The organism is Arthrobacter sp. D3-16 (genome assembly GCF_054408515.1).
Genome location: NZ_CP096437.1, coordinates 1,637,512 through 1,661,839, shown reverse-complemented (window position 1 = coordinate 1,661,839; position 24,328 = coordinate 1,637,512). Strand labels below are relative to the sequence as shown.

General features: G+C 66.4%; 24 protein-coding genes. 5 read left to right on the top strand and 19 right to left on the bottom strand.

Annotated elements, in window-relative coordinates; genetic code table 11:
• Positions 1 to 11: 11 nt before the first annotated feature.
• The 6 genes from rdgB to clpS form a co-directional block, all read right to left on the bottom strand.
• The gene (gene rdgB, locus M1D32_RS07955) at positions 12 to 668 is read right to left on the bottom strand and encodes an RdgB/HAM1 family non-canonical purine NTP pyrophosphatase (RefSeq protein WP_458781710.1); all 657 of its coding nucleotides are present in this window, start codon (positions 666 to 668) and stop codon (positions 12 to 14) included.
• Positions 665 to 1,423 (bottom strand): ribonuclease PH, encoded by a 759-nt coding sequence (rph, locus tag M1D32_RS07950; protein WP_163162542.1) that lies wholly within the window; start codon positions 1,421 to 1,423, stop codon positions 665 to 667. The genes rdgB and rph overlap by 4 nt, the downstream gene beginning before the upstream one ends.
• 71 nt (positions 1,424 to 1,494) lie before the next feature.
• On the bottom strand, positions 1,495 to 2,292 hold the full coding sequence (locus M1D32_RS07945) for an MBL fold metallo-hydrolase (RefSeq protein WP_458781709.1): 798 nt from the start codon (positions 2,290 to 2,292) through the stop codon (positions 1,495 to 1,497).
• Positions 2,289 to 3,287, bottom strand: coding sequence for a glutamate racemase (gene murI / locus M1D32_RS07940; RefSeq protein ID WP_458782131.1), 999 nt, complete (start codon positions 3,285 to 3,287; stop codon positions 2,289 to 2,291). The genes M1D32_RS07945 and murI overlap by 4 nt, the downstream gene beginning before the upstream one ends.
• A 123-nt stretch (positions 3,288 to 3,410) precedes the next feature.
• On the bottom strand, positions 3,411 to 3,977 hold the full coding sequence (locus M1D32_RS07935; protein WP_458781708.1) for a DUF2017 domain-containing protein: 567 nt from the start codon (positions 3,975 to 3,977) through the stop codon (positions 3,411 to 3,413).
• Complete coding sequence (gene clpS / locus M1D32_RS07930; protein ID WP_458781707.1) at positions 3,970 to 4,350, bottom strand: ATP-dependent Clp protease adapter ClpS; 381 nt, start codon at positions 4,348 to 4,350, stop codon at positions 3,970 to 3,972. The genes M1D32_RS07935 and clpS overlap by 8 nt, the downstream gene beginning before the upstream one ends.
• 169 nt (positions 4,351 to 4,519) lie before the next feature.
• Between clpS and M1D32_RS07925 the strand changes: the two genes are divergently transcribed.
• Complete coding sequence (locus tag M1D32_RS07925) at positions 4,520 to 5,848, top strand: nicotinate phosphoribosyltransferase (RefSeq protein ID WP_458781706.1); 1,329 nt, start codon at positions 4,520 to 4,522, stop codon at positions 5,846 to 5,848.
• A gap of 9 nt (positions 5,849 to 5,857) precedes the next feature.
• On the top strand, positions 5,858 to 6,496 hold the full coding sequence (locus tag M1D32_RS07920) for an isochorismatase family protein (RefSeq protein WP_458781705.1): 639 nt from the start codon (positions 5,858 to 5,860) through the stop codon (positions 6,494 to 6,496).
• Positions 6,497 to 6,552: 56 nt separating this feature from the next.
• Here the strand turns inward: M1D32_RS07920 and M1D32_RS07915 are convergent, their stop codons facing one another.
• The 9 genes from M1D32_RS07915 to M1D32_RS07875 form a co-directional block, all read right to left on the bottom strand.
• Positions 6,553 to 8,343 carry a DEAD/DEAH box helicase gene (locus M1D32_RS07915; RefSeq protein WP_458781704.1) on the bottom strand — a complete coding sequence of 597 codons (1,791 nt, stop codon included), beginning with the start codon at positions 8,341 to 8,343 and terminating at the stop codon, positions 6,553 to 6,555.
• Complete coding sequence (locus M1D32_RS07910) at positions 8,343 to 8,684, bottom strand: DUF3039 domain-containing protein (protein ID WP_458781703.1); 342 nt, start codon at positions 8,682 to 8,684, stop codon at positions 8,343 to 8,345. Before M1D32_RS07910 ends, M1D32_RS07915 begins: the two co-directional genes overlap by 1 nt.
• Before the next feature lie 120 nt (positions 8,685 to 8,804).
• Positions 8,805 to 9,587, bottom strand: a complete 783-nt coding sequence (gene nagB / locus M1D32_RS07905) for a glucosamine-6-phosphate deaminase (protein ID WP_458781702.1) — start codon at positions 9,585 to 9,587, stop codon at positions 8,805 to 8,807.
• Positions 9,588 to 9,603: 16 nt separating this feature from the next.
• On the bottom strand, positions 9,604 to 11,175 hold the full coding sequence (locus M1D32_RS07900; protein ID WP_458781701.1) for a transporter: 1,572 nt from the start codon (positions 11,173 to 11,175) through the stop codon (positions 9,604 to 9,606).
• The gene (locus M1D32_RS07895) at positions 11,157 to 11,951 is read right to left on the bottom strand and encodes an ABC transporter ATP-binding protein (protein ID WP_458781700.1); all 795 of its coding nucleotides are present in this window, start codon (positions 11,949 to 11,951) and stop codon (positions 11,157 to 11,159) included. Before M1D32_RS07895 ends, M1D32_RS07900 begins: the two co-directional genes overlap by 19 nt.
• A 134-nt stretch (positions 11,952 to 12,085) precedes the next feature.
• Entirely contained in the window at positions 12,086 to 12,373 is a 288-nt protein-coding gene (locus M1D32_RS07890) for a DUF3253 domain-containing protein (protein WP_458781699.1), read from the bottom strand.
• 14 nt (positions 12,374 to 12,387) lie between these two features.
• Positions 12,388 to 13,485 (bottom strand): NADH:flavin oxidoreductase/NADH oxidase, encoded by a 1,098-nt coding sequence (locus tag M1D32_RS07885; protein WP_458781698.1) that lies wholly within the window; start codon positions 13,483 to 13,485, stop codon positions 12,388 to 12,390.
• The gene (locus M1D32_RS07880) at positions 13,485 to 14,477 is read right to left on the bottom strand and encodes a co-chaperone YbbN (RefSeq protein WP_458781697.1); all 993 of its coding nucleotides are present in this window, start codon (positions 14,475 to 14,477) and stop codon (positions 13,485 to 13,487) included. The genes M1D32_RS07885 and M1D32_RS07880 overlap by 1 nt, the downstream gene beginning before the upstream one ends.
• Positions 14,478 to 14,530: 53 nt before the next feature.
• The gene (locus M1D32_RS07875) at positions 14,531 to 16,243 is read right to left on the bottom strand and encodes a hypothetical protein (protein ID WP_458781696.1); all 1,713 of its coding nucleotides are present in this window, start codon (positions 16,241 to 16,243) and stop codon (positions 14,531 to 14,533) included.
• Positions 16,244 to 16,434: 191 nt separating this feature from the next.
• Here M1D32_RS07875 and M1D32_RS07870 point away from each other — a divergent pair, with 191 nt between their 5' ends.
• Complete coding sequence (locus M1D32_RS07870; RefSeq protein ID WP_458781695.1) at positions 16,435 to 17,745, top strand: AI-2E family transporter; 1,311 nt, start codon at positions 16,435 to 16,437, stop codon at positions 17,743 to 17,745.
• A gap of 39 nt (positions 17,746 to 17,784) precedes the next feature.
• Here the strand turns inward: M1D32_RS07870 and M1D32_RS07865 are convergent, their stop codons facing one another.
• The gene (locus M1D32_RS07865) at positions 17,785 to 18,585 is read right to left on the bottom strand and encodes an alpha/beta hydrolase (protein WP_458781694.1); all 801 of its coding nucleotides are present in this window, start codon (positions 18,583 to 18,585) and stop codon (positions 17,785 to 17,787) included.
• Positions 18,586 to 18,618: 33 nt separating this feature from the next.
• Positions 18,619 to 18,975, bottom strand: a complete 357-nt coding sequence (locus tag M1D32_RS07860; RefSeq protein ID WP_458781693.1) for an ATP/GTP-binding protein — start codon at positions 18,973 to 18,975, stop codon at positions 18,619 to 18,621.
• A 114-nt stretch (positions 18,976 to 19,089) separates the two neighbouring features.
• On the opposite strand from M1D32_RS07860, the gene nucS reads away from it, so the two are divergent.
• Both nucS and M1D32_RS07850 read left to right on the top strand, forming a co-directional pair.
• Positions 19,090 to 19,785, top strand: coding sequence for an endonuclease NucS (nucS, locus tag M1D32_RS07855; RefSeq protein WP_458781692.1), 696 nt, complete (start codon positions 19,090 to 19,092; stop codon positions 19,783 to 19,785).
• Positions 19,786 to 20,109: 324 nt separating this feature from the next.
• Positions 20,110 to 20,313 carry a cold-shock protein gene (locus tag M1D32_RS07850; RefSeq protein ID WP_011692441.1) on the top strand — a complete coding sequence of 68 codons (204 nt, stop codon included), beginning with the start codon at positions 20,110 to 20,112 and terminating at the stop codon, positions 20,311 to 20,313.
• 160 nt (positions 20,314 to 20,473) lie between these two features.
• Here the strand turns inward: M1D32_RS07850 and M1D32_RS07845 are convergent, their stop codons facing one another.
• Complete coding sequence (locus M1D32_RS07845) at positions 20,474 to 23,086, bottom strand: phosphatidylglycerol lysyltransferase domain-containing protein (RefSeq protein ID WP_458781691.1); 2,613 nt, start codon at positions 23,084 to 23,086, stop codon at positions 20,474 to 20,476.
• A complete protein-coding gene (locus M1D32_RS07840; RefSeq protein ID WP_458781690.1) occupies positions 23,014 to 24,324 on the bottom strand; it encodes an alpha/beta hydrolase in 1,311 nt (436 codons plus the stop codon). Before M1D32_RS07840 ends, M1D32_RS07845 begins: the two co-directional genes overlap by 73 nt.
• Positions 24,325 to 24,328 lie beyond the last annotated feature (4 nt).

Genomic DNA, 24,328 nt, shown 5'->3' with positions numbered 1-24,328 from the left:
CGACGGCGGTCTCAGGTGTCGGCAGCCCGCAGGGCCTCAACGACGGCCGGCAGGAGCGCCCGGAAGGCCTTGCCGCGATGGCTGATGGCGTTTTTCTCGTCGGCGGACAGCTCTGCACAGCTCCGCTGTTCCCCTACCGGCTGCAGCACGGGATCGTAGCCGAACCCGCCGTCGCCGCGGGGCTCACGCAGCAGGACGCCCTCCAGCTGGCCGTATTCCACCACCTCGCGCCCCGGTCCGCTGTCAGATCCGGGTACTGCCAACGCAGCTGCGCAGACGAAAGCCGCGCCCCGGTGGGCGTCCGGCACGTCGGAAAGCTGGTTCAGCAGCAGCCGCAGGTTCGCTTCATCGTTGCCGTGGCTTCCGGCCCACCGTGCCGAGAAGATTCCCGGGGCTCCGCCCATCACGTCCACGGCAAGGCCGGAGTCATCGGCAATGGCCACCAGGCCTGTCGCTTCGGCGACAGCGCGGGCCTTCAGCAGCGAATTCTCGGCGAAGGTGACACCGGTTTCGACGACGTCGGGGGCACCTGCCGCAGCGGCATCCACCACCTGCGTGTCGACGTCGAGCCCCGGCACCTGTCCCCGCAGCAGTTCGCGCAGCTCTCGCAGTTTTCCTTTGTTATGCGTGGCAAGCACCAGGCGCGGGGCGGGGGGCGCCGCGCTCACAGGGTATCTGCCAGGGTTTCGCGCTGGATTGCGGCGAGCTGCGTGGTGCCCAGGAGAGCCAGATCCAGGAGCTGGTCCAGTTCAGCGCGGTCGAAGGGGGCACCTTCGGCGGTGCCCTGCACCTCCACGAATTTGCCGGAGCCCGTAACCACCACGTTCATGTCGGTCTCCGCCCGGACGTCCTCAACGTAGGGCAGGTCCAGCATGGGAACGCCGTCGATGATGCCCACGGACACTGCAGCGATGGTGTCAATGAGGGGCTGGGCGTTCTTCGCGATGAGCTTGTTGTCACGGGCGAACCTGATGGAGTCAGCGAGCGCAACGTAGGCGCCGGTGATGGCTGCGGTCCGGGTTCCGCCGTCTGCCTGGAGGACGTCGCAGTCCAGCACGATGGTATTTTCGCCCAGCGCCTTGGTGTCGATGATGGAACGCAGGGAACGGCCAATGAGCCGGGAGATCTCGTGGGTGCGGCCGCCGATTTTGCCCTTGACCGATTCGCGATCGGACCGGGTGTTCGTCGCCCTTGGCAGCATGGCGTACTCGGCCGTCACCCAGCCGCGGCCCTCACCCTTGAGCCAGCGCGGTACTCCCGGAGTGAGGGAGGCGGTGCACAGGACCCGGGTGTTGCCGAACTCGATCAGCGCGGATCCTTCAGCCTGGTTGGACCATCCCCGGGTGATGCTGATGGGCCGGAGCTGGTCCGGGGCGCGGCCGTCGGCGCGCACAATGGGCACTGCAGTTGCTTCAGAAGTCATGCCTTTAGCTTATCCACTGCAGGCCGCAGCCGGACTCCAGCATCCACCCCGGTGCCGCCTGGTAGTGCCGCCTAAATGGTGTAATGCACGCCGGCCACTGCCACAGCGACGTCACCGCCGAAGACCGGACGGGCCTCCGCCATCACGGTGGTCTGCGAGGTCCACACCGGAATATGTGTCAGCAGGAGCCGGCGCGCGCCGGCAGCGGCAGCGGCCTCCCCTGCGCGCTTGCCAGTCAGGTGGACGTCCTTGATCCCGTCATCGCGGCCTTCCTCAAACGCGGCCTCGCAGAGGAACAGGTCCGCGTCCTTGGCAGCCTCTTCCAGCCCGGAGCAGGAGTCGGTGTCACCCGAGTAGGTCAGGATGCGGGAAACGGAGTTGCCTTCCTTGTCCGGCTCCACCACTTCCACCCGCAGGGCGTAGCACTCCTCGATGGGGTGGTTCACGGCGAAGGGTGTCACGGTAAACGGGCCAACGGTCACCGCTTCGCGTTCGGCCCAGTTGGTGAAGTCGAACTCCTCATGCATCCCCGGGTCCAGCTCCAGGCCGTACGCGGTGGCCATCCGGTCCGCCGTGGCGGCCGGTCCCCACACCGGGATCCGCCCGCGGCCCCAGCCGCCCGGCTTCCACCGGACCGCCACGTGCAAACCGCAAAGGTCCATGCAGTGGTCCGGATGGAGGTGGGTGAGGAAGATCGCGTCGATGTCCTCCAGGTCGGTGTAGCGCTGGATGGCACCCAGTGCACCGCTGCCCAGGTCCATCACCACTTTCCACGTCCGCTCGCCATCGTTCGCCGTCAGGAGGTAGCACGACGCCGGGGAGCCGGGGCCGGGGAAGGATCCGGTACAGCCTACGATGGTGAGCTTCACTGGCCGGTGCCTCCGGTCACTGAGCTTCCCACGAAGTTGGAAATCCGGGGGCGGCTGCGGGCACCTTGCGCGGCTGCGATCATTTCGGGGGTGATGCGGGCCAGGCTGCCGGTGGGGTACTGCGCGGATACGTGGTCAACATGGCGGACAGAGAGCACTTCGGGTCCCAGGAACCGGCGCGCCAGTGCCTCGAACTGGCGTGCGTCCCCGGTGGCCACGAAATGGTGTTCCGGCGGCGCGGCGTCCGTGCGCTGCAGGTCGTGGGTGGCCAGGGCCCGGTAGACATCCTTGGCCGTCTCCTCGGCACTGGACACCAGGGTTACGTCCGCCCCCATTACGTAGGAGATGACGCCGGTGAGCAGCGGGTAGTGCGTACAGCCCAGGACCACGGTATCCACCCCGGCAGCTTTGAGCGGAGCGAGGTACTCCTCTGCGACAGCCAGCAGGGCGGGGCCGGTGGTGATCCCGGCTTCCACGTAGCTGACGAACTCCGGGCAGGCCACCGAGGTGATGTGCAGGTCCGGGGCTGCTGCAAAGGTGTCCTCGTAGGCCCGGGAGCCCACGGTGGCCGATGTGCCGATCACGCCTACCCTTCCGCTGCGCGTGGCGGCCACGGCACGGCGCACCGCGGGCTGGATGACCTCGATGACCGGAATGCCGTACCTGGCGGTATACCGCTCCCGGGCATCGCGCAGCACAGCGGCCGACGCCGAGTTGCAGGCTATGGTGAGGAGCTTGACTCCGGAGTCCACCAGTTCGTCCATCACACCCAGGGCGTTGGCCCGGACTTCCGCGATGGGCAGGGGGCCGTACGGTCCGTGTGCGGTGTCCCCTACATAGAGGATGGATTCGTTGGGAAGCTGATCGATGATGGAGCGCGCCACCGTCAATCCGCCTACGCCGGAATCGAAGACACCGATGGGCCGTGATTCCACGGCGGCGGCCGGGAGGTCGCTGGCTGCGGATACCGCTGCAGCGCCTGCTGACGGATCCATGCTCGAGGCTGTTGTCATGATTATTCGAGGATAGGTCTTCAGCGCAGCGTCAGGCACCATCTTGTGGCCTGTGACTCATGTCTAATTTGTCACAGGCACGGGCCGGGAATCGCCGGCACCTGGTCAACGGCCGGTGTCCAGTGACTGCAGCATGGCCTGGACCAGCGATTCCTGCAGCCAGGTGGCGAAGTTGTAGACCAGGGCCAGGTAGCTTTCCACATCCTCGGCCTGGGACCAGTCCTGCATCAGGTGGACGTGCTCGGCATCCTCCTCATCCTGGATGTCCAGCCTCTCGGCCAGGACAAGCCGGACGTCGTTCAGGGCCATCGACCAATGCCGCGCGCCGTCAGCGGTGAGCACAATCTCGTCCTTGTCCAGGTCGAGTGCCGCCGCACGCAGGGCGCCGATCTTTGTCTCCCGGAGCGAACGCTCGGTGAGCTGGCGGAACTCAAGGGACGCGGCGCCGTCGTCCTTCATCACGTTGGGCAGAAGCCGCTTCACGGCCCGGTCCGAGGGCTCAGAAACATCCATATCCAGGCCGATCAGGGCAGCCAGCGGATCCTGGCCCTTGCGCTCCTCCGGCTCGAGCATGGAAATGACGTCGTCGATGAGGCTGCGCAGCAGTTCCCGTTCGGCCGGCTCCAGGTAGCCGGTGATGCCCTTAAGTCCGTACTTGAAAGCCTTAGCCACGTTTCCCCTTACCCTGGCCCGGCCCGCCGGACCTGCCTGAGCCGCCTGACCCGCCACTCGCCTTTTCCACCGTGGCCCACAGCCCAAAGCCGTGCATGGCGACGGCATGGCGCTCCACCTGTTCCTTGCTGCCCGAGGCAACAATGGAGCGGCCCTTTTTGTGGACCTCCATCATGAGCTTGTTGGCTTTGCTTTCCGGGTAGCCAAAGTAGCTTTGGAACACATAGCTGACATAGCTCATGAGATTAACGGGGTCATTCCAGATCACCAGGTTCCAGGGGATGTCCGGTGCGGCAAGGAAGTCGGTTGACTCCGCGGTTCCGGTCCGGGTGCCCTCTTGCGTATCAGGGCCGAGCGCAACGCTTAAGGTCATCTGTCCATTCTATGGGGAGGACGGGCCACGCCGGATGGGCCCACGCCGGCGAGGGACCCGCGGCGAAGCGAAGCGAGACGTGGGAGCCGGCGGATGGGCCCACGCCGGCGAGGGACCCGCGGCGAAGCGAAGCGAGACGTGGGAGCCGGTGGGGACTAGAGTGACTTCCGTGAGCACCTCAGCCGGCTGGGACCATCCCCGCACGTCCTTTTACACTGACCACTATGAGCTGACCATGCTGCAGGCGTCGCTTCATTCAGGCGCCGCGCACCGCAAGTCCGTTTTCGAAGCCTTCGCCAGGCGGCTGCCGGACGGACGGCGCTACGGCATTGTGGCAGGCACCGGCCGGCTGCTCGAAGGCATCGCGAATTTCCGCTTCGGCGAGGCCGAGCTCGATTTCCTGGCCCGCACCAAGGTGGTTAACGAACAAACGCTGGAGTACCTCGCGTCCTACCGCTTCTCCGGTGACATCTGGGGCTATCCGGAAGGTGAAGCGTACTTTCCGAACTCCCCCATCCTCATCGTCGAGGCCACCTTCGCCGAAGCCTGCATGCTGGAGACGTACCTCTTGTCCGTGCTGAACCACGACAGTGCCATCGCCTCCGCCGCCTCCCGGATGGTCAGCGCCGCCGGCGGCCGCCCCTGCATTGAGATGGGTTCCCGGCGCACCCACGAGGAAGCGGCTACTGCCTCCGCCCGGGCAGCCATCATTGCCGGGTTCGACAGCACGTCGAACCTGGAGGCAGGCATCCGCTACGGAATCAAGACAGTGGGCACCGCCGCCCACTCCTTCACCCTCCTGCATGACACGGAGCGGGATGCCTTCGAGGCCCAGATTGCGTCCCTGGGCGACGGCACGGCCCTCCTCGTGGACACGTACGACGTCGAAACCGCGGTGCGCACGGCGGTGGACCTTGCGGGGCCGCGGCTTGGGGCGGTCCGGCTGGATTCGGGCGACCTCGTGGCCCAGGCCCAGTGGGTCCGCCAGCTCCTGGACAACCTCGGCAACGAAAACACCAAGATCGTGGTCACGTCGGACCTGGACGAGTTCGCCATCGCTGCCCTGCAGTCCGCCCCCGTGGATTCCTACGGGGTGGGCACATCACTGGTCACCGGCTCCGGCGCCCCGACCGCCAGCATGGTCTACAAGCTGGTGAGCCGCACGGACGACGACGGCGACTACGTCTCCGTCGCCAAAGCCGCAAAGAACAAGGGCAGCGTCGGCGGGCGCAAATACGCGCTGCGGAAACTGGATGAGCGCGGCATTGCCACTGCGGAAGTAGTGGGGGTGGGCCACCGGCCCGAGGACGACGGCAATGACCGTCCGCTGCTGCAGCAGTTTATGAAAAACGGTGAACTGATGCCCGGCTGGACCGGCCATGAAGGCGTGCTCCGGGCGCGCAAGCGCCACGCCGAGTCCATGGCCGAACTGCCGGCCGTGGTCAACCGCCTCCAGCGCGGTGAAGCCGCCATCCCCACTCTCTATGAAGAAAACTGAGGAGAACTGATGTCCCGCGTCCTGATCATCGTTGACGTCCAGAACGATTTTTGCGAAGGCGGTTCCCTCGCGGTGGCCGGCGGCGCAGCGGTGGCCGGTGCCATCAGCGAGTACGTGGATGCCCACCACAGCGAATTCGATCACATCGTGGCCACTCAGGACTGGCACATCAACCCGGGAGACCACTTCTCCGAGACCCCTGATTTCGTGGACAGCTGGCCACCGCACTGCGTCGCGGGGAGCCGCGGTGCAGAGCTTCATCCGGACTTGGACACCGAGTACGTCGACGCCTATTTCCAGAAGGGGCAGTTCGCTGCCGCCTACTCCGGTTTCGAGGGACTGCAGGCGCCGGAAGACGCCGTGCCCACCGGGGAACGGCAGCCCGGCGCGCTTCCGGCCGCCGGAGACGCGGACAGCTATGCCGCTGCTGAAGATGCCATCGGCCTGGACGACTGGCTGCAGAGCAACGACGTCGAGGACGTGGTGGTGGTGGGCATAGCCACCGACTACTGCGTCAAGGCAACCTCCCTTGACGCCGTGCAGGCGGGCTACTCCGTGACGGTCATCCGGTCCCTCACGGCCGGGATCGCCGAGGACCTTGAGGAAGCCATCACCGAAATGGAACTCGGCGGCGTCGAGGTCGCCTAAGCGGGCGAATTCAGGCCCGGCCACTACCTGCGGCCGGGCCTGCTGCCCACCTGCCGCTACTTGCGGCCGATGAACCAGTCCTGAAGCTTCCGCAGGCGGGACTGCAGCTGTTCCTCGTTGGCCTGTGCCACCGGGGGGCCGCCGCAGACAGTCCGGAGCTTGGTGTGGACCACGCCGTGGGGCGTGCCGGTCCGTGCCGACCAGGCAGCCACGTTTTTGGCCAGCTCGTTCCGAAGGTCCATGAGCAGCCGGTGGTCCGGGACGGCCGGGGCCGCGGGTTCCGTTCCAATCGACGACGCGGACGATTTCCGGTTCTTCCGGTTGAGCTGCTCGTGCTGGCGCTGGCGGAGCAGCGTGCCCACCTGTTCGGCATCCAGCAGTCCGGGAATGCCGAGGAAGTCCATCTCGTCATCGGAGCCTACCTCGCCGCCGGTGCCGAACTCGCCGCCGTCGAACAGGACGCGGTCAAAGGACGCCTGCGAGTCCAGGGCCTCAAACTTTCCCTTCGTCAGGCTGTCCGAGGCCTTGTCCTCGCGGTTGGCTTCCGCCATCAGCGAATCCTCAGGGGTGAAGAGGCCGTCCCCGTCTTCCTTCTCCGGCCGGTCCAGGGCGTGGTCCCGTTCGGCCTCCATGGAGTTGGCCAGGGCCATCAGCTGGGGAACGGACGGCAGGAAGACCGACGCCGTTTCGCCCCGCTTGCGGGCACGGACGAAGCGGCCCACCGCCTGGGCGAAAAACAGCGGGGTGGAGGTTGACGTGGCGTACACGCCGACGGAAAGCCGGGGCACGTCCACGCCTTCGGACACCATGCGGACAGCCACCATCCAGCGTCTGTCGCTGGCAGTGAACTCTTCGATCTTGCTGGACGCCTTCGCGTCATCGGAAAGGATGACGGTGGGCGACTCCCCCGTGATCCTCTTCAGTTGTCCGGCATAGGCCCGGGCGTCCTCGTGGTCGGTGGCGATCACCAGGCCACCGGCGTCGGGAACAGTGCGGCGCACCTCGCTCAGCCGCTTGTCCGCCCCGGCCAGCACGGCGGAAATCCATTCGCCCGCGGGGTTCAGTGCGGTTCGCCACGCGTGGGACGTAATGTCCTTGGTCACCGCGGCCTCGCCAAGCGACGCGGCCATTTCCTCGCCCGCGCTGGTCCGCCAGCGCATCTGCCCGGAATAGGCCATAAACATCACCGGCCGGACCACGTGGTCCCTCAGCGCGTTGCCGTAGCCGTAGGTGTAGTCCGCCTTGGACCGCCGGATCCCGTCCCGGTCCTCGGCATACTCCACGAACGGAATGGGCGAGGTGTCCGAGCGGAACGGGGTGCCGGTCAGGGACAGGCGGCGCGCCGCGGGGTCAAATGCTTCACGCAGTCCATCGCCCCAGGACAGCGCCTCGCCGCCGTGGTGGATCTCGTCCAGGATCACCAGGGTCCGAGCGGCCTCGGTTTTGGCCCGGTGCAGCAGGGGTTTGCTGGCCACCTGGGCGTACGTGACCGCGACGCCGATGAATCCGCGGCCGTGCTGGCCGTCGGAATTTTTGAAGTTGGGGTCGATGGCGATGCCCACCCTGGCCGCCGCATCCGCCCATTGGCGCTTGAGGTGGTCCGTGGGCGCGACGATGGTCACCCGATTAACGGTGCCGGACTCGATGAGCATGGACGCCACACGGAGCGCGAAGGTGGTTTTACCGGCGCCGGGCGTCGCCACGGCCAGGAAGTCCCGGGGACTTGTCCTCAGGTAGAGGTCCAGGGCTTCCTGCTGCCAGGCACGGAGTTTCGGGGCGGTTCCCCAGGCTGCACGTTCCGGATAAGCCGGAGGCAGGGTGGGGCCGCCAAAGAGCGTCTCCGTCACTATTTGTTGTTGCCTGAGTCCCCTCCGGGACCCTTGCCGCCGTCGTTGCCCGGGCGGAGGCCGTCATAGACCTCTTTGCACATCGGGCACACCGGGAACTTCTGCGGATCCCGGCCGGGCGTCCAGACTTTGCCGCACAGCGCGATGACGGGTTCCCCGGTCAGCGCCGACTCCATGATCTTTTCCTTGCGCACGTAGTGCGAAAAGCGCTCCCGGTCTCCGGGCTCCACCTCCTGGCGCAGTTCCTCGCGCTCAATGGTGGCCGTGGACGTTCCAGCCCCGGAAAGCTCGCGCATCGGGTCGTTTTCGAGAGGGTCCGTCATGCTAGTCATGCCAACCATCTTAGCCTTTCCGGCCGTGCGGCGTTCGACGGCGGCGCATCCCCCGCAGGAGGAAAGAGGCGCCCCCTGCCTGCCGTCGTCGTACTCTTCCCCTGCCGGACCGCCCTGGAAACCGCGCGGCTAAAGGCCCTGCCAGGCGGGTTTGTTGTCATAGGTGTGCCGGTAGAAATCCGCCAGTTTCAGGGCCGAGGCCGCAGCTTCGTCCAGCAGGACGGTGGCATGGGGATGGAACTGCAGCACGGACGCGGGGCAGATGGCGGACACCGGCCCTTCAACGAACTCCCGGACGGCCTGCGCCTTCTGCGCGCCGGTTGCCACAAGGATCACATGGCGGGCATCCATGATGGTCCCCAGCCCCTGGGTCAGGACGTGGTGCGGGACCTCGGCGAGGCTGGCAAAAAACCGGGCGTTGTCCCGGCGTGTCTGTTCGATGAGGCTCTTGATCCGGGTGCGGGAGGCGAAGGAGGAGCCGGGCTCGTTGAAGCCGATATGGCCGTCGGTGCCCACGCCGAGGAGTTGCAGGTCTATGCCCCCGGCAGCCTTGATGGATTCCTCGTAGGCGCTGCAGGCGGCCAGGATGTCCTGCGCCGTACCGTCCGGTCCGTGGACGTTTTCCGGAGCGATATTCACCCTGTTCGTGAACTCCCGCCGGATCACTTCCCGGTATGACTCGGGGTGGCCCGCGGGCAGGCCCACGTACTCGTCCAGGGCAAAGCCGGAAGCCTGGCTGAAGTCCAGCCCGTCCCGCTCATGGCGGGCAGCGAGTTCATCGTAGACCGGCAGCGGCGACGACCCGGTGGCAAGGCCCAGGACCGCATTGGGCTTGCGCCGGAGGAGCTCCTCGATGGCGTCCGCGGCAAGTTTCCCGATCTGCTTACTGCCGTTGAGGATTACTACTTCCATGCTGTTCCTTCCGGGCTCAGCGGTTCACGGTGACCTGGGCGAGCAGTTCAGGGCCGCGGCCGTCCAGCCATTTTCCGCCCAGCCTGACACCGGCCACAAACAGGCCCACGCCCAACAGGAGCCCGACGGCCAGGTTCAGCCAGCCGAACAGGGAGTTTCCGGTCACGAGCTGTGCGATCAGGAGGGCGGCCTCCGGCAAAACCAGGACCAGCAGGACTCCCAGCCCGGCGAACTGGACTGCAAGGGTCTGGCCCACATTTCCGGGGGGTTTCTTGAACGGGCTGTCACCCGGCAAGGGAACCGCCACGGTGTACCGGGCCGAGACCACGGAGGACAAGCCCAGCCCGGTGAAGAGGATCCCCAGGCTCAGCCCCAACTGGCCGGGCAAGGAGTGCCAGTCTCCGGTGAAGGCGGCGGCCCCTGCGGCGAACACCAGTACCACCGGGAGTGCGAAGGCGAGGCAGGCCAGTGCGCGGCCCAGCCTGTCGTCCACTCCCCTGACGCCGCTGGCCAGGTGCAGCGCGAAGGCAGTGTTGTCGTAGGACACGTCAGCGGAGATGGACCAGGCAAGGATGAACGCCGAAAGCGGCGCCAGGAGCGCCAGAGTGCTGAAGTCGGCGGCCTGGCTCCCCTGGAACAGAAGCACCACTGGAAGGAGCGGTAGCACGATGAGCGAGCCGGAGTACCTGGGGTCACGGAACCAGTACGTGAGCGCCCTCGCCATCACAGCTCCGGCAGGAGTAGCGGGCAACAGCCCGAGCAGCCCCAATTTTCCGCCCTTGCGCTTACCGCTGCTTGAGTATGGCGGCGTGACCAGGGCACGTTCCAGGAGCAGCTTCCAGCACCAGGCGAGGCCGGCGAGCACCGCAGCGGAAAGGAGCAGTTTCAACGCCGCTTCTCCGGGCCGCCCGGCCGCTACGTCGCCGGGCAGTGACCACGGAGCACCAAGCGGAGTCCAGGACATGGTCCGGGCGAAGTCGGGCAGGAAGCCGCTGGAGGCTGTGATTCCGCGCCCCACCCCGGCCACGATAGGGCCCAGGAGGACGAGGGGCACCATAAACGCGACGGCGCTGACGTCCTTGAAGCGGCGGGACGAGGCCAGGCTTGCCGTTGCCGTAGTTACCACTTTGGACAGCACGATGCAGGTCAGGACTCCCAGCACTGCGCCCACCAGGGCTGCGAGAGCCGGCAGGACGCCCCGGGACCACGTCACCACCGTGGACAGTGCCACCAGGGCTGTGGCCAAACCCGGAATGCCGATCAGCCCGCCCAGCGCCAGTCCAGCGAGCATCTGCTTCATGGGGACGGCGAAAGTGGTGAAACGGGCTGGATCGAGGGTCATGTCCGTGGCCGAGGCAACCACCGGAATGATTCCCCAGCCGAGTACGGCCGCGGAGCCGCCGAGCACCACGGCTGTGTACACCAGTTCGGGTTCCGCCTGGCGAAGCAGGACCAGGACAACCACCAGGGTGGCGACAACACTGAGGGCGTAGAGCCCCGCAAAAGCCATTCCCACCAGTTGCCAGGGACTCCGGCGCAAACCGTTGCGCAGCAGGGTCAGCTTGAGCCTTAGAAGGTGCGCAACCATTCCAGCCCTTCCGTGTGGCTGCGGCCGCCCACCAGCTGGACAAACCGGTCTTCCAGGGAAACACTGCCGCGCACCTCGTCCACGGTTCCCGCGGCCAGCAGCCTGCCGCCGGCCACTACCGCCACGTGGTCACACATGCGCTGCACCAGGTCCATCACGTGGCTGGAGACGATCACGGTTCCGCCGGACGCCACGTAGCTGTCCAGGATGGAGCGGATGTTGGATGCCGAGACAGGGTCAACGGCCTCGAAGGGCTCGTCCAGCACCAGCAGCCGCGGCGCGTGGATCAGGGCTGAGGCCAGGGCAATCTTCTTGGTCATGCCTGCCGAGTAGTCCACCACCAGCGTGCCGGCGTCCTGTGCCAGGTCCAGGGCTGCCAACAGCTCGCCCACGCGGCTGGCCACCACGTCCTTGTCCATTCCCCGCAGCAGCCCGGCGTAGGTAATCAGCTGTTCGCCGGTCAGCCGGTCAAACAGCCGTACGCCATCCGGCAGGATCCCCATCAACCGCTTGGCCTCCAGGGGCCGGGCCCAGACATCCACGCCGTGGACGATGGCGGTGCCGAAGTCCGGTCGCAGCAGTCCGGTCGCCATGGAAAGCGTGGTGGTCTTGCCGGCGCCGTTGGGGCCCACGATTCCAAAGAAGGAGCCCGCGGGAACGTCCAGGCTGATGCCGTCCACGGCGATCTTTTCGCCGAAGCGTTTGGCGAGTCCCCGGATGGACAGAGCGGCTACGGGACCGGCGGGCGGCGCCGGATCTGGTTGCTGAGCAGTCATGAAGCCAGACTAGTCCTCAGGGTGCGGCAGCGGGGTCCTCCTGCAGGAGTAGCGTCAAAGGAGTAGGAAGGCTTCTGCCGGGGTTCTGACCTGCACAAACGAGCTGCAGGAACCGGCGGACGGGCTGCCGGTTCCTACCGGACCTTGCGGATCCGGATCGGCCCTTTTGCTGTGGCGGGATCAACCACCGAACCGCCCTGGGTGATCTCCACCTCGCCGGAATCCACGAGCCGCCGCGCCGCCCTGCGGGCAAGCTCCATCAGGTCGCGCCAATTCTCATCGCCGACGGCGCGGGCGGCATCCGACGGACAAATGGTGGATGTTGCGGCCCTGGCAGCCAGAAGGTCCAGGATGGTGGCTTCCAACTGCCGGTCAATCGAGCCAGCAGGGGCTGTCCTCTGTTCGCGCCGTTCGTGGGCCATTGTGGGCGCGGCTGTCAGAATGTCCGGCGGGGAACAGCACGCTCATACTGCGGCGCCCATTGGATGTCATGGCCCAGTTCGAAGGCCGCGCGAAGCCACCAGTGCGGATCCCGCAGTGCCGCCCGGGCGATGAAGACGCCGTCGGCCTGGCCGGTGGCGATGGCATGCTCGGCCTGGCCGGCGGACGTCAGCAGGCCTACCGTTCCGGTGGGCACGCCGGCGTCCCTGCGGATGGCGGCGGAGAAGCCTGTCTGGTACCCGGGTCCCGCCTTGATCTGCTGATGGGAAACGGCTCCCCCGCTGGACACATCCACGAGATCCACGCCGCGCTCCGCCGCCTCGCGTGCCAGCCGCACCGAGGCAGCGAGGTCCACCCCGCCGTCAGCCCAGTCACTGGCGGAGATCCTCAGGAGCAGGGGCATTGAGTCCGGGATGACAGCCCGCACAGCATCAACCACCGCAAGCATCAGCCGGTTCCGCCCGGCCTCATCCCCGCCCCAGGCATCGGTCCGCGTGTTGATCAGCGGACTCTGGAACTGGTGCAGGAGGTAACCGTGCGCCCCATGGATTTCCACGGTATCGAACCCTGCATCAACGGCGCGGACGGCGGCGTTCGCGAAATCGTTGATCACTCCCTCGATCTGCTCCCCGCTCATGGCGGCGGGTTCGGCGTAGCCGTCAAAGGCAGACGGCGAGGGCCCCACCGTGGTCCATCCGCCGTCGGACTCCGGGACGGTGCCGTGCTTGCCGGAGAAGGGCCAGTAGGTGGAGGCCTTACGGCCCGCGTGGGCCAACTGGACGCCGATTTTTGCCTCCGCCGCCCCGTGCCGGTGCACGAAGGACGTAATCCGCTGCCAGGCTTCGGCCTGGGCATCGTTGTAGAGGCCGGCGTCGCGGGGGCTGATCATGCCTTCGTGGTTAACGGCGGCAGCCTCGGTGAGGATCAATGCCGCGCCGCCGGCGGCGAACGAACCCAGGTGCATCAGATGCCAGTCGTGCGGAACACCGGGAGCGGCGTCGGCATCGCAGCTGTACTGGCACATCGGGGAAACCCAGCCCCGGTGCCGGAGCTCCAAAGAGCGGAGCTTCAGCGGCTCGAACAGCGCAGACACTAGAAAAGCACCCTGGCGAGTGCCTGCCGCGCCTTGGCCACCCGCTCATCCGCCGCGCCCACCACGTCGAACAGTTCGAGCAGGCGGACCCGGGCGCTCTCGCGCTCCGGCCCGAAGTTCCTGCCGATGAAGCTGACCAGGCGGCTCAGCGCATCCTCCACATGGCCGCCGGCAACGTCCAGGTCGGCGACAGCAAATTGTGCCTCCAGGTTGTCCGGCTCATTGGCTGCCTGCGCACGCAGTGCTTCGCTGTCCTCAGAGGTGAGTGGCTGGAGGCGCTCCATCAGCTCCACCTGGGCCAGCCCCGCCTTCGCCTCGTGGTCGGCGGGCATCTCCTTCAGCGCCTGCCGGTAGGCTTCTGCCGCCGCCGCGTAGTCACCTGCTTCGATGGCGTCAAAAGCGGCCTGGTGCAGCGGCGGCAGCGGTGCCGGTTCCCCTTCCTGGGCAGCGCCGCCGCCAAGGCTTCCGGTCACTCCGTTCGCCGCGGCCACCTTCAACAGTTCATCAAAAAGGCTGCGGACCTGCTGTTCGTCAGCGCCGCCCTGGAAAAGCGGCACAGGCTGGCCCTTCAGTACCGCAACGGCGGTAGGTACGGCCTGCACCTGGAACGCCTGGGCCAGCTGCGGGAAGGCTTCGATGTCTGCGGCACCGAGAACCAGCCTGCCGCCGTAGCTGTTCACCACGCGTTCCAGGACGTCCAGCATGGTTGATGACTCGGGTGAGTAGGAAGCCCAGAGGGCGAAAACCACGGGTACCTGCGCGGACAACTCCACGAGTTGCTGGAAGTTGCCCTCGGTTACGTTGACCACCAGTTCCGGAGCTCCGGGAGCGGCGCCGGGCTGCTCTCCGCCCGGCGTACCAGTACCGGCCGGCGGCACGGAGGGGGCCGGGGCGGCGGGGCGCTGCTTCAGCGAGGAAAGGTCGACGGCGCCGCGCAGGTTAAGCAGGTTGGCAGCGGCAGGAGGGACTGGGCGGGAAGCTGGCGAACTCATGCTTTCCACTCTAGCCACTCCGGCCGCTGCCGGGGGTAATGCAGGTACAGCGTCTACTTGAAGCTGGCGCCCACCAGGCCGCGGGTGGCAGCCACAAGCTTCATGGGGTCGGTGGAACCTGCCGGCGGAACGTATACCGCCATGGACTCGGCGAAGTTCAGGACCATGCCCGTGGTGGTTTCCTTGCCGCCGGCGAGGGCCGCAGCGTCGTCACCGATGGTGAGTTTGTCACCGGCAGCTTTCGGCGTTCCTTCGAAGCCGAAGTTGATGCGGCCCAGGACCAGTGCGCCGCCGTCGGCGGTGCGGAACACCACTGTGCTTTCGGGAACCACCTTGTGGGTGAAGGAGAAGTTTCCGTTCTCGCCTGCCTTGACCACCTCGGCCTGGTAGGACAGCGTATCCGCGATGTAGGGCGAGGACTCGCCCTCCACGAGCTTGTCCTTGAAAGCCGACTCGGCGGAGGTGAGGCGGTCGGCAAGGCCGGCCATGGCCTCTTCGCCGCTGTACAGCAGCCCGGTCTTGTCACTGGGAGCAAGGGTTTCCGTACCGTCACGGTTGATGGTGGGGAACGTGGTGCCCGGCTGCAGCGGATTCGTTTCCACCAGCTTGTAGTTCTCGCGCGGCGAGGCCTGGACGAGCGTGAGGAGCTGCGGCACAACATTGCCCTCGCCCTGGGTCACGGCGAGGACGGACCGGGGCCAGACGCGGTTGCTGGTGACCACAGTGGTGAGGAGCTTGGTGGATCGCACAGGCATGCGGGCCTCGTACGATCCCACCTGCGAGCGGATCTTGTAGTTCTGGGTGCGGACTTCAAGTTCTGTCCCGCCCACGCGGTCCGCCAGCTTTGCCGCATCCTTTGCTGCGTCGCCGGCGTCCGCGGCGCTGGAGACCTGCTCCAGGATGCGGCGGAACTGGGCGTCCAGCAGCACCGGCGAACCGGACGGTTCCTGCGCTACGGCCGAAGCCGTCGATGACGAATCCGGGGAAGGCTCAGGCGCCGGTGAAGTGGCATGTGCGGCGGCGCCGGTTCCGGCCACCACGGCTGCAGCCACCACGCCCGCTGCAACCATGGACACCCGGGAGGATGAACGCGCCTCGCTCGTGGCGCGGGCACGCTGGGCGAAGCCGCTGCCCTGGCCGTCGCCGTCACCGTTGCGCTTGCGGAGGGAAAGCAGGGCCAGGACGATCCCGCCGAGGATCAGGAGCGAGCCCAGCACCATCAGCGGAATGGCCCACGGAGTGGAAGTATCGTTCGGGAACGTCATGGAGATGGATGCCGGAGCAGGCTGGGTTCCGTCAGAGGCAAGGAGGAGGGTCCAGTCGCCATCGGCGGGCGGGGTCCAGGAATACTCGAGCTGGCCGCTGGCGTTCTCCGTGGAAACCCAAAGATCGGAGCCGGCGGGGTTGGGGGCTGTGGTGTCGCCCTCGGCGTGTTCCACCTGAAGCGCCTTGCCGTCCTCCGAGACCCCCGTGACGGTGTTGTGAGCCGTCTGGCCTACCCAGGCATCCACGTCATCGGGACGCCCTGCTGCCAGCAGGAAGTTGCCGTCGCCCTCAATGTTGATCTTGACGGTTCCGCCATGCAGGGTGCGCAGGTTCTGGTCTATGACGGTCAGCGGCGCCGCCTCGGCATCTGCGGGCGCAGAGGCCGTGAAAGTCTCGGACGGGGCCCAGATAGTTTTCTGGCCGATGCCGGCCAGCAGTGTCAGGAGGCCGAGCAGCACGAGTGCGACTGCAGTCTTTAAACGCAAGGGAACACCTATCATCAGCGGGGGTTTACCTTCAATAGTAACGGTTTGGTTACCGGGGCCCTGGTCCCGGAGCCGGATACTCATCTTCCGCTGCCACCGGAGCGGTCCCCTCCGCGGGTGTTGACAAGGCTGCTGATAGTGTTTGCGATGATCATCACACCGGCCCGCGCCAGCGGCGCCACGCATCGAACAGGCCCTAAATTCCAGTGACTGACAAGACGGACGAGTCCTCCGCGGCACACGAGAATCCGGCGGGCGCTGAGCCTTCGGCAAACGCTCCGCAGGATCCTGCACCAGTGCGCCGGAAGGGGGCCGCGGCCGCTGCCCTCGGACTGGTGGTACGCCGTCTTCGCCAGCCGTTGCCGGGGGCCCAGCCGAGGATCCGCTTCGAAATGCCGCCGGAATACTCACACCAGGACAACCAGGTTGGCCACCAGCCCGGCGAGGTGGAGCCCCAGTTCGGCGATCCCGGGCCCCGGATGTCGCCGCAGCATCCCCTTTATATGGGTTTTATGGGTACCGTGGGCGTGGGGCTGGCCCTGCTGGTCTACTGGATCGGGTCCAACACCACGCAGCTGCTGTTGTGGATTGTTGCGGCGTTGTTCATTGCCCTGGGGCTGGAGCCCGTGGTGGGCTGGCTGGAGAGCCGGAAGATTCCCCGCCCGGCAGGAATCCTGGTGTCCGTCACCGTCCTGGTGAGTGCCGTCGTCGGATTCTTCGCCACCCTGATCCCCACGATCGTTGAGCAGGTAACGGAGATCGTCCAGCAGGCGCCCATCTGGGTGCGGGACTTCATCGATTCCGAGTTCTTCCGCAGCCTGGACGACCAGTTCGGCGTCCGCGACCGGCTCACGGAGGAACTGGACAAGTTCGTTAACGATCCCGCTGCAGTGGGCGGGATCTTCGGCGGCGTGGTGACCTTCGGCTCAACGGTGGCCAACGGCCTGTTCGGCACCCTGATTGTCCTGGTGCTGAGCCTCTACTTCCTGGCCGCCCTGCCGGCCATGAAGAAGTGGGGCTACCGGCTCGCGCCGCGTTCCCGCCGCGCCCGGGTTGAGGCTTTGTCCGAGGAGATCACGCGGTCGGTGGGCAACTATGTCATCGGGCAGGCCTGCGTGGCCCTGCTCAATGCCACCTTTGCCTTCATCGTGATGTCCATCGTGGGGATCCCTTTCGCCCTTCTGCTGGCGTTTGTAGTGGCCCTGCTCGCCTTTATCCCGCTGGTCGGCGGTTTGATTGCCGGTGTGCTGGTAGTCCTGATCGCGCTCACCGAAGGCTGGCAGACCGCCGCTGTCTACGCCGTGTGCTACTTCGCCTACCTGCAGTTCGAGGCCTACTTCATCTCCCCGCGCATCATGCAGAAGGCCGTGGCGGTGCCGGGGGCGGTGGCAGTCATTTCCGTCATTGCCGGCGGCAGCGTGCTCGGTGTCCTCGGCGCCCTGATCGCCATTCCCACGGCGGCCGCTGTCCTGCTGCTCATCCGGGAAATCTACATCGTGCGGCAGGACAAGCACTGACCCCCAGGACCTGGTGTTCCGGGCCCTGACCCTTCCGGCCTACGCCGGTGCGGTGGCCACCGGCCCGTCCCATTCCTGCGGCAGGCCCGTGCCCCCGATGTCTGCTTCGGTGACCTCTTCCACAATCTCGTTCAGCACGCGCCCCGCGTACTTCTCCCCCACCCACAGGTGCTTCGCGCCTTTGACGCCCACCACGCGCGCCTGGGGCACCAGGCTGAAGCGCACTGCTGCAGCCTCGGGCCGGAGATAGTCGTCGTGCTCGGGTACCAGTACCTTGAGCGGCTTTCCGGACTGCGCCCACTGCAGCAGGTGTTCGTCCTTGGCCCGATGCAGCGGAGGGGACAGCAGCACGGCGCCCTCGATCTGCGGGGCGACCGGCTCCGTTGCCCCGTACATCAGGGCAAGTTCGGTGCCGAAGGACCAGCCCACCAGCCAGCGGTTGGGCAGGCCGCGTTCGACGGCGAAGCGGACCGCCGCCTCCACGTCGTGCCGCTCACCAACACCCTCCTCGAACGTCCCCGTGCTGGTACCCCGCGGGGATTCGGTTCCGCGGGTGTTGAACCGCAGCACCGCAATGCCGGCGAGCGCGGGCAGGCGGTAGGAGGCCTTGCGGTAGACGTGGGAATCCATAAAGCCGCCGTGCGTGGGCAGCGGGTGAAGGGTAATCAGGGTGGCCGTCACCGGCCCGGACTCCGGCAGCGCCAGTTCGCCCACCAGGGTGTGGCCGTCCTCCGTCTGCAGCTCCACGTTTTCGCGCCGGGCCGGCAGGACAGTGGCGGCGCGGATGGGAGCGGCACCGGTGGATTGGCTGAATTCATACGAGGCCGGATCAAAAGTCATGCCTGCCAGCTTAGCGACAGCTCCGCCCGGCCCCTACCGGTAGCGGTAACTGCGGGTCATCCAGCAATTGGTGTGCCAGTGGCGCCGTTCCGCCAGCCCGGCGGCAGCACCGAAGAGGTGGTCGTCCTTCCACACCACCAGGTGCGCAACCCCTGGCAGCACCGCCGTGGAACACTCCGGGCAGATGTACGTCTTTTCGGCGTTCCTGGCCGTCATGGTGCGGACCATCCATTCGCCGTCGGGAGCGCTTTCGCGCCGCGCGATGCCTGCCCGCGCACGTTCCAGGTCAAGCTCAGGGACCTCGCCGCTCCCCTTCTTTCCGGCAGCCCTGCCCGAACCGGCCCCGGCTTTTCCGGACACGGGACGGCGGGGACGGTTGGAACGCGGCATGCATCCATTCTGCCCCAGCACCCGCCTCCGCCAGTGCGGCCGGGCGGGAACCCAATAGGGCTGCAGGACTTGCGCTGGGCAAGGCCGGCGGCAGCAGCCGGTAGTCTGTACGGCGTGCGACTTGTCATAGCCCGATGCTCAGTTGATTACGTTGGCCGGCTCAAAGCCCATCTTCCCCTTGCCACCAGGCTCCTGTTGGTCAAGGCTGACGGCTCTGTCCTGGTCCACTCGGACGGCGGCTCCTACAAGCCGCTTAACTGGATGAGTCCGCCGGCAACGATGCGGATCTCCTCCCCCGAGGACGTGGACCTGGAACTGGGCGTCGTCGAGCAGTGGACAGTGCAGTCGGCCAAGACCGATGACCGGCTCATCATCAACATCCACGAGAAGATCAGCGACTCCTCCCATGAACTCGGCGTGGATCCTGGCCTGATCAAGGACGGTGTTGAGGCGGACCTGCAGCGGCTCCTGGCGGAACAGATTGAAACACTCGGTGAGGGCTACTCCCTCATCCGCCGCGAGTATTTCACCGCAATCGGACCAGTGGACATTCTGGCGCGCGATGCGGGCGGAGCCACCGTGGCCATTGAGCTGAAGCGCCGTGGCGACATCGACGGCGTGGAGCAGCTCACCCGGTACCTCGAGCTGCTGAACCGCGACCCGTTGCTGGCCCCCGTCCGGGGCATCTTCGCCGCTCAGCAGATCAAGCCGCAGGCCAAAGTCCTGGCGAACGACCGCGGGATCGATTGCGTCACCCTTGACTACGACGCGATGCGTGGCGTCGATGACAGCGAGTCCCGGCTCTTCTGACGAAGACTCCTCCCGCCCCCCGCACCGGGTTGATGAGCCTTTTATTTGCCCCAATTCGGCTCTGACAAGGTCATTTAACCGACTTTTTACCCAAAATTTATCCGTTTCTCCACCTAAACCGTTGACCTCCGCGAGGCAGCGTGAAATTCTTGTCTCAGTCTTTGTGTAGGTGTTTTTCATGCTCGCAAGACATGTTGCGAGCGCGAAGCTCCTGCAGCGCCGGTCCCTTTTCCGGACGGCAATCCAGGATTCTTCTCGCGGAGTGACCAAGGCCGGCACGAGGTGTGCCGATCTTAAACAAATTTCCACAATGAGGAGAAATACATGGCACAGGGAACCGTCAAGTGGTTCAACGCTGAAAAGGGCTTCGGCTTCATTACCCCGGATGACTCCGATGGTGATGTCTTCGTGCACTACTCGGAGATCCAGACCGGTGGCTTCAAGACCCTCGACGAGAACCAGCGTGTTCAGTTCGAAATCGGTCAGGGCGCCAAGGGCCCCCAGGCAACCGGTGTAACGCTGGTCTAGTCACCGCCGTCCGGCCGCATAAATCCGGCCGGCAGCGAAACAATGGTCCCCGGCAATTATGCCGGGGACCATTCTTTGTTGAATTTCCGGTTCCATCATGAGCCTCAGGCGGCGGCCTTGTCCGCCCTGAGCGCGCATTGTTAGTGCCAATTGGAAGAGTTCACTTCACCAATTTGCGTACCAGGCGCGCACCCTGCGGAAGGGAAAGCCCGGGCAGGTAAGCACGCGTTAAGGCGCGGCCAATAGCGGGCAGGTGCAGCGGGTCCTGGTAATAGAGGTAAAGGGCACGGTACTCCGGCTTGAAGCGCGACTTGAATGCGGCCAGTGACCGGAATCCATACACCGGTTCCAGCGCATGCCCCACGAGGTCGAGGATCCGGACCAGGTTATCCGCCCGCTCCTCGCCGCTGTCATCACCGCCGGTTCCCGGGACGCTTGCCAGCGGAGAGCCTGACAGGGAAATGACCTCCACGGAAGCGCGCAGCTCAAGCACCGCAGAGGCGATGAGGAATTCCATCACCCCCGGGAATCCCTCGGCGCCCCGGCGCATGACGTCAAGCGTCCGGCTGACCAGGGCCCCGCCGTCGTACACGGGCAGCCAGCTTGTCACCCCGTGGACAGCGCCGCTTTCGTCCACGGCGAGGCAGCACAGCACCTCAGGGTCATCGAGCTCATCAATGCCGCCGAGGGTAAAGCCCATTTCGGGGACCGTCTTACCTGCTGCCCATTCCTCGGAGACTTCACTAAGCCGGGAACGCAGCCCCGCGGGCAGCGACTCGTAAGGTCCCCAGACAGCCCTGACTCCCAGCTTTGCAGCACGATTCAGCGCCGTGCGGACGTTCTGCCATTCCTTGCCCTTGAATTCGAGTTCGCGAATTGCCAGCCGTGTCTCCTGTGCCACGGCCACCCGGGAAAAGCCGCGTTCCTCAAGCATGGGCCACAGCGTGTCGTCGCAGGAGTAGAGGGCTGGAATCATCGCCTGGCGGCTGCAGTGGGCCAGGAATCCTGCAGTGACGTCCTTCTGGCCCTGCCCCGGACCGAAAGCTCCACCCAGTGTCAGCGCCACGCTGCCGTGCCGCTGGAAAGCCACCGCGCCCTGGCCCTCAGGGCTGAACCAGTAGCTGTTGGGTTCCCAGAGCGCCATCCAGGACAGCGGTCCGCCGCCCTGGTGCAGCAGGTTGCGTGCCTGGATCCTGTCCTGCCGCCCGGAATCATTGCCATGGTGTCCGCCCAGCAGCGCCCACCATACTGCCGCCAGCGCAGCCACCCAGAACACCGGTCCTGAGTAGGCGAAAAGGACTGCCTCCACACTGTTTCTGTCCGCGAAGACCCGGTGGTAATGCTGCGGGATGGGAACCGGTACATACTGCCGCGCCAGTTCCGCGAACAGGCCCAGTAAGCCGCCGTCGCGGGCTAATCCGCCCGACCAGAACCAGGCAGCCGCGTATGTGCCGGCAAGGACAAGCCACGTCCCTCCCACCACCAGAGCCAGCGTCCGCCGTGCGGAAGGAAGCGTCTGCACGCGGAACTGCCGCCGGTTGAACCACAGGAGCGCTGCCAGCAGCAGGGGTACGCCAACCAGCGGAAGCACGTGGGCGAAGGCAGTTCCCATCGGCGGGGCGGACGGGCCATGCAGCCGGGACGGCACCAGCGCGAACAGTGCCAGGTAGACGGCGGCCAGCCCCGTAACGGCGAGCTGGATGGCAAGGGCGATGTTCAACGCAAGCCGCCGGCCGCGGCGCATTCCATCCGCACATATCAGCAGCAGGACCACCGGAACCACTGCCAGCGCAAGGCCGAACGGCCCCGCAAACCCTGCCCTTCCCGCTTCCAGGCAGGCCGCTTCCACAGTCGCGCCGCAGTTGAAGGCCAGCTGGCTGAGTGTGGGCATGGGGTTCAGGACGACGTCACGCAGGAGCGCCAGCGGGCCGGTGGGCGCCCGCGCTATTCCCGTGAGGATCGGTCCCACGGCGAAAACGGCGACGGTGAGTGCCAGCAGGTTCCGGGTCTCCCGGCCGGTGGACCGGTGGCGGTGCAGGTGGCCGTGGTCCCCCTGGATCCACCATCCGGCCAGGAGCCCCAGGACGGCACCGAGCAGGCCGATCACCGTTTCCGCGTGCCCGACGTAGAGCACCAGAAGGAGCGAAATGGACAGTACGCCTGTCCGCAGCCTGCGCTGCCACAGGACCGGCAGCCTGCCGCTTGCCCCAAGCGCCGCCGTCAGGACTGCCGGATAGGGGCCAATCAGGATGTCGTCGGCCATGCGGTCCAGCCATCCGTCACCCACGTACCCTGCCAGTTGGGTCAGCAGCAGGAACAGCGTGACTGCTGCGAACTGGCCGCCAAAGAAGAACCCCGCCGCTGCCGGCGTTCCCATCCTGCGTTCGGCCAGGCCCAGCAGCAGGAGGATCATCAGGGATGCGGCAAGATAAGCCAACGGATTGGTGGCGAAAAAGAGGCTGGTGAACAGGGACCACCAGTTGCCGGCGCGCAGCCCAGGTCCGCTCACTCCTGCCAGGTGCAGCAACTGCTCTGGCGGCCCGGCAAGGTAGCTGCCGGTGATTGCCCCGGTGGCGAGGAACACCGCAAGCACGGCCACGGAGAACGGCATCGCTTTCAGGGCGGCGATGACCCGGTCCCGTGCCGGCCGTCCCACTGTTGCCCAAGCCAGGGATGTTGTGCGGACCTGCTTCGCGGAAGTCACTGTTGGAGTCCCCACCTGTCGGCGAGGAACTGCAGCGCGTCGGCGATCCGCTTCGAGGACGTGTCCCATGAATGTCCGGTGCGTTCCACCTCGTGGGCGCGCACGGTGAAGCCCGCCTCCCGTGCAGCTTCCGTCAGGGTGTGCAGGTACGCCACGAATTCGGGGTCGTCCTGTCCTGCTGTCAGGTACACCGCGCTGGACTCAAAACGGCGTTCCTTCATGATGGCAAGGGGCGTCTGCCGCTCAAACGCGTCCGGGTCTCCCGGGAAGGCGGCCTCGATGGTCTTCTGCCGCTCCTTGGCGATCGCCGGCTCGGCTTCCCCGGAAAAGGAGAGGACGGAGGGGAACAGCGCGGGGTGCCGGGTTCCCATTTGCAGGGCGCAGGTGCCGCCGAAGGAAAATCCACCGATGGCCCACTGGTGATGGTTCGTGTCAACAACAAGGGTGGAGGTAATCCACTGGGGTACGTCGCGCGACAGGAAGGTATCGGCCTTCGCTATCCGGCTGTCCATGCACATCGTGTTCGCCGACTGCGAGCCGTTCGGGTCCGGGACCACCACCACCGGGGCGATGCCACCATGCGAAGCAGCGAAGGAGTCCATGTGGGCTTGCAGGGTGCCCCCGGTGAGCCAGTCCGCAGGCCCTCCCGGCTGGCCGGCCACCAGGACCAGCACAGGGAGGGCAGGGCGGTTTTCAGCGAAGTAGGCGGGCGGAAGGTAGATATACGCTTCGCGGGTGTCCATGTCGGACAGGACGGCGGGGATGACAGCCCTCCGGAGGACTCCCCCATCCGGTAGTTCCCCTAGCGGCGCCCACCCAACGAGGGGAACGCCGTCGGCCTCCCCCGGTTGCCGCATCAAGTCCGGCTCGAGGGCGGGGATCCGGGCCAGCGCCGTGCCAAGCAGATCGCTCACTGTGCGGTTGAGTCCGAAGTAGCCATTGATCTGGACGGATGAAAGCGCTGCCACCAGAAGCACTGCGATTAGGCCGGCGGCGCGGCGGCGCCAACTGCTCCGGGGCAGCCGGAGCAGGAGCAGGATCAGGGCGCCGACGCCGGGGACCACCCATAGCAGGACGGGGTCCGGAACGTTCTCCGGGAAAACGGAGAAGACGTTGATGAGGGCCCAGTGGACGGTGGCCACCAGCGCGAAGGCCATGGCGGCGGCGCCGACGGCCCGGAGCATCCAGCGGCGGGCGCGAATATGAGGGGGCGGGGCCAGGAGGTACACGGCTCCGGCGACGCCCAGGACAAGGGAAATCCAGTACACCGGGCCATCGGTGAGCCGGAGGTCGTAGAGCCAGTCCACGCGG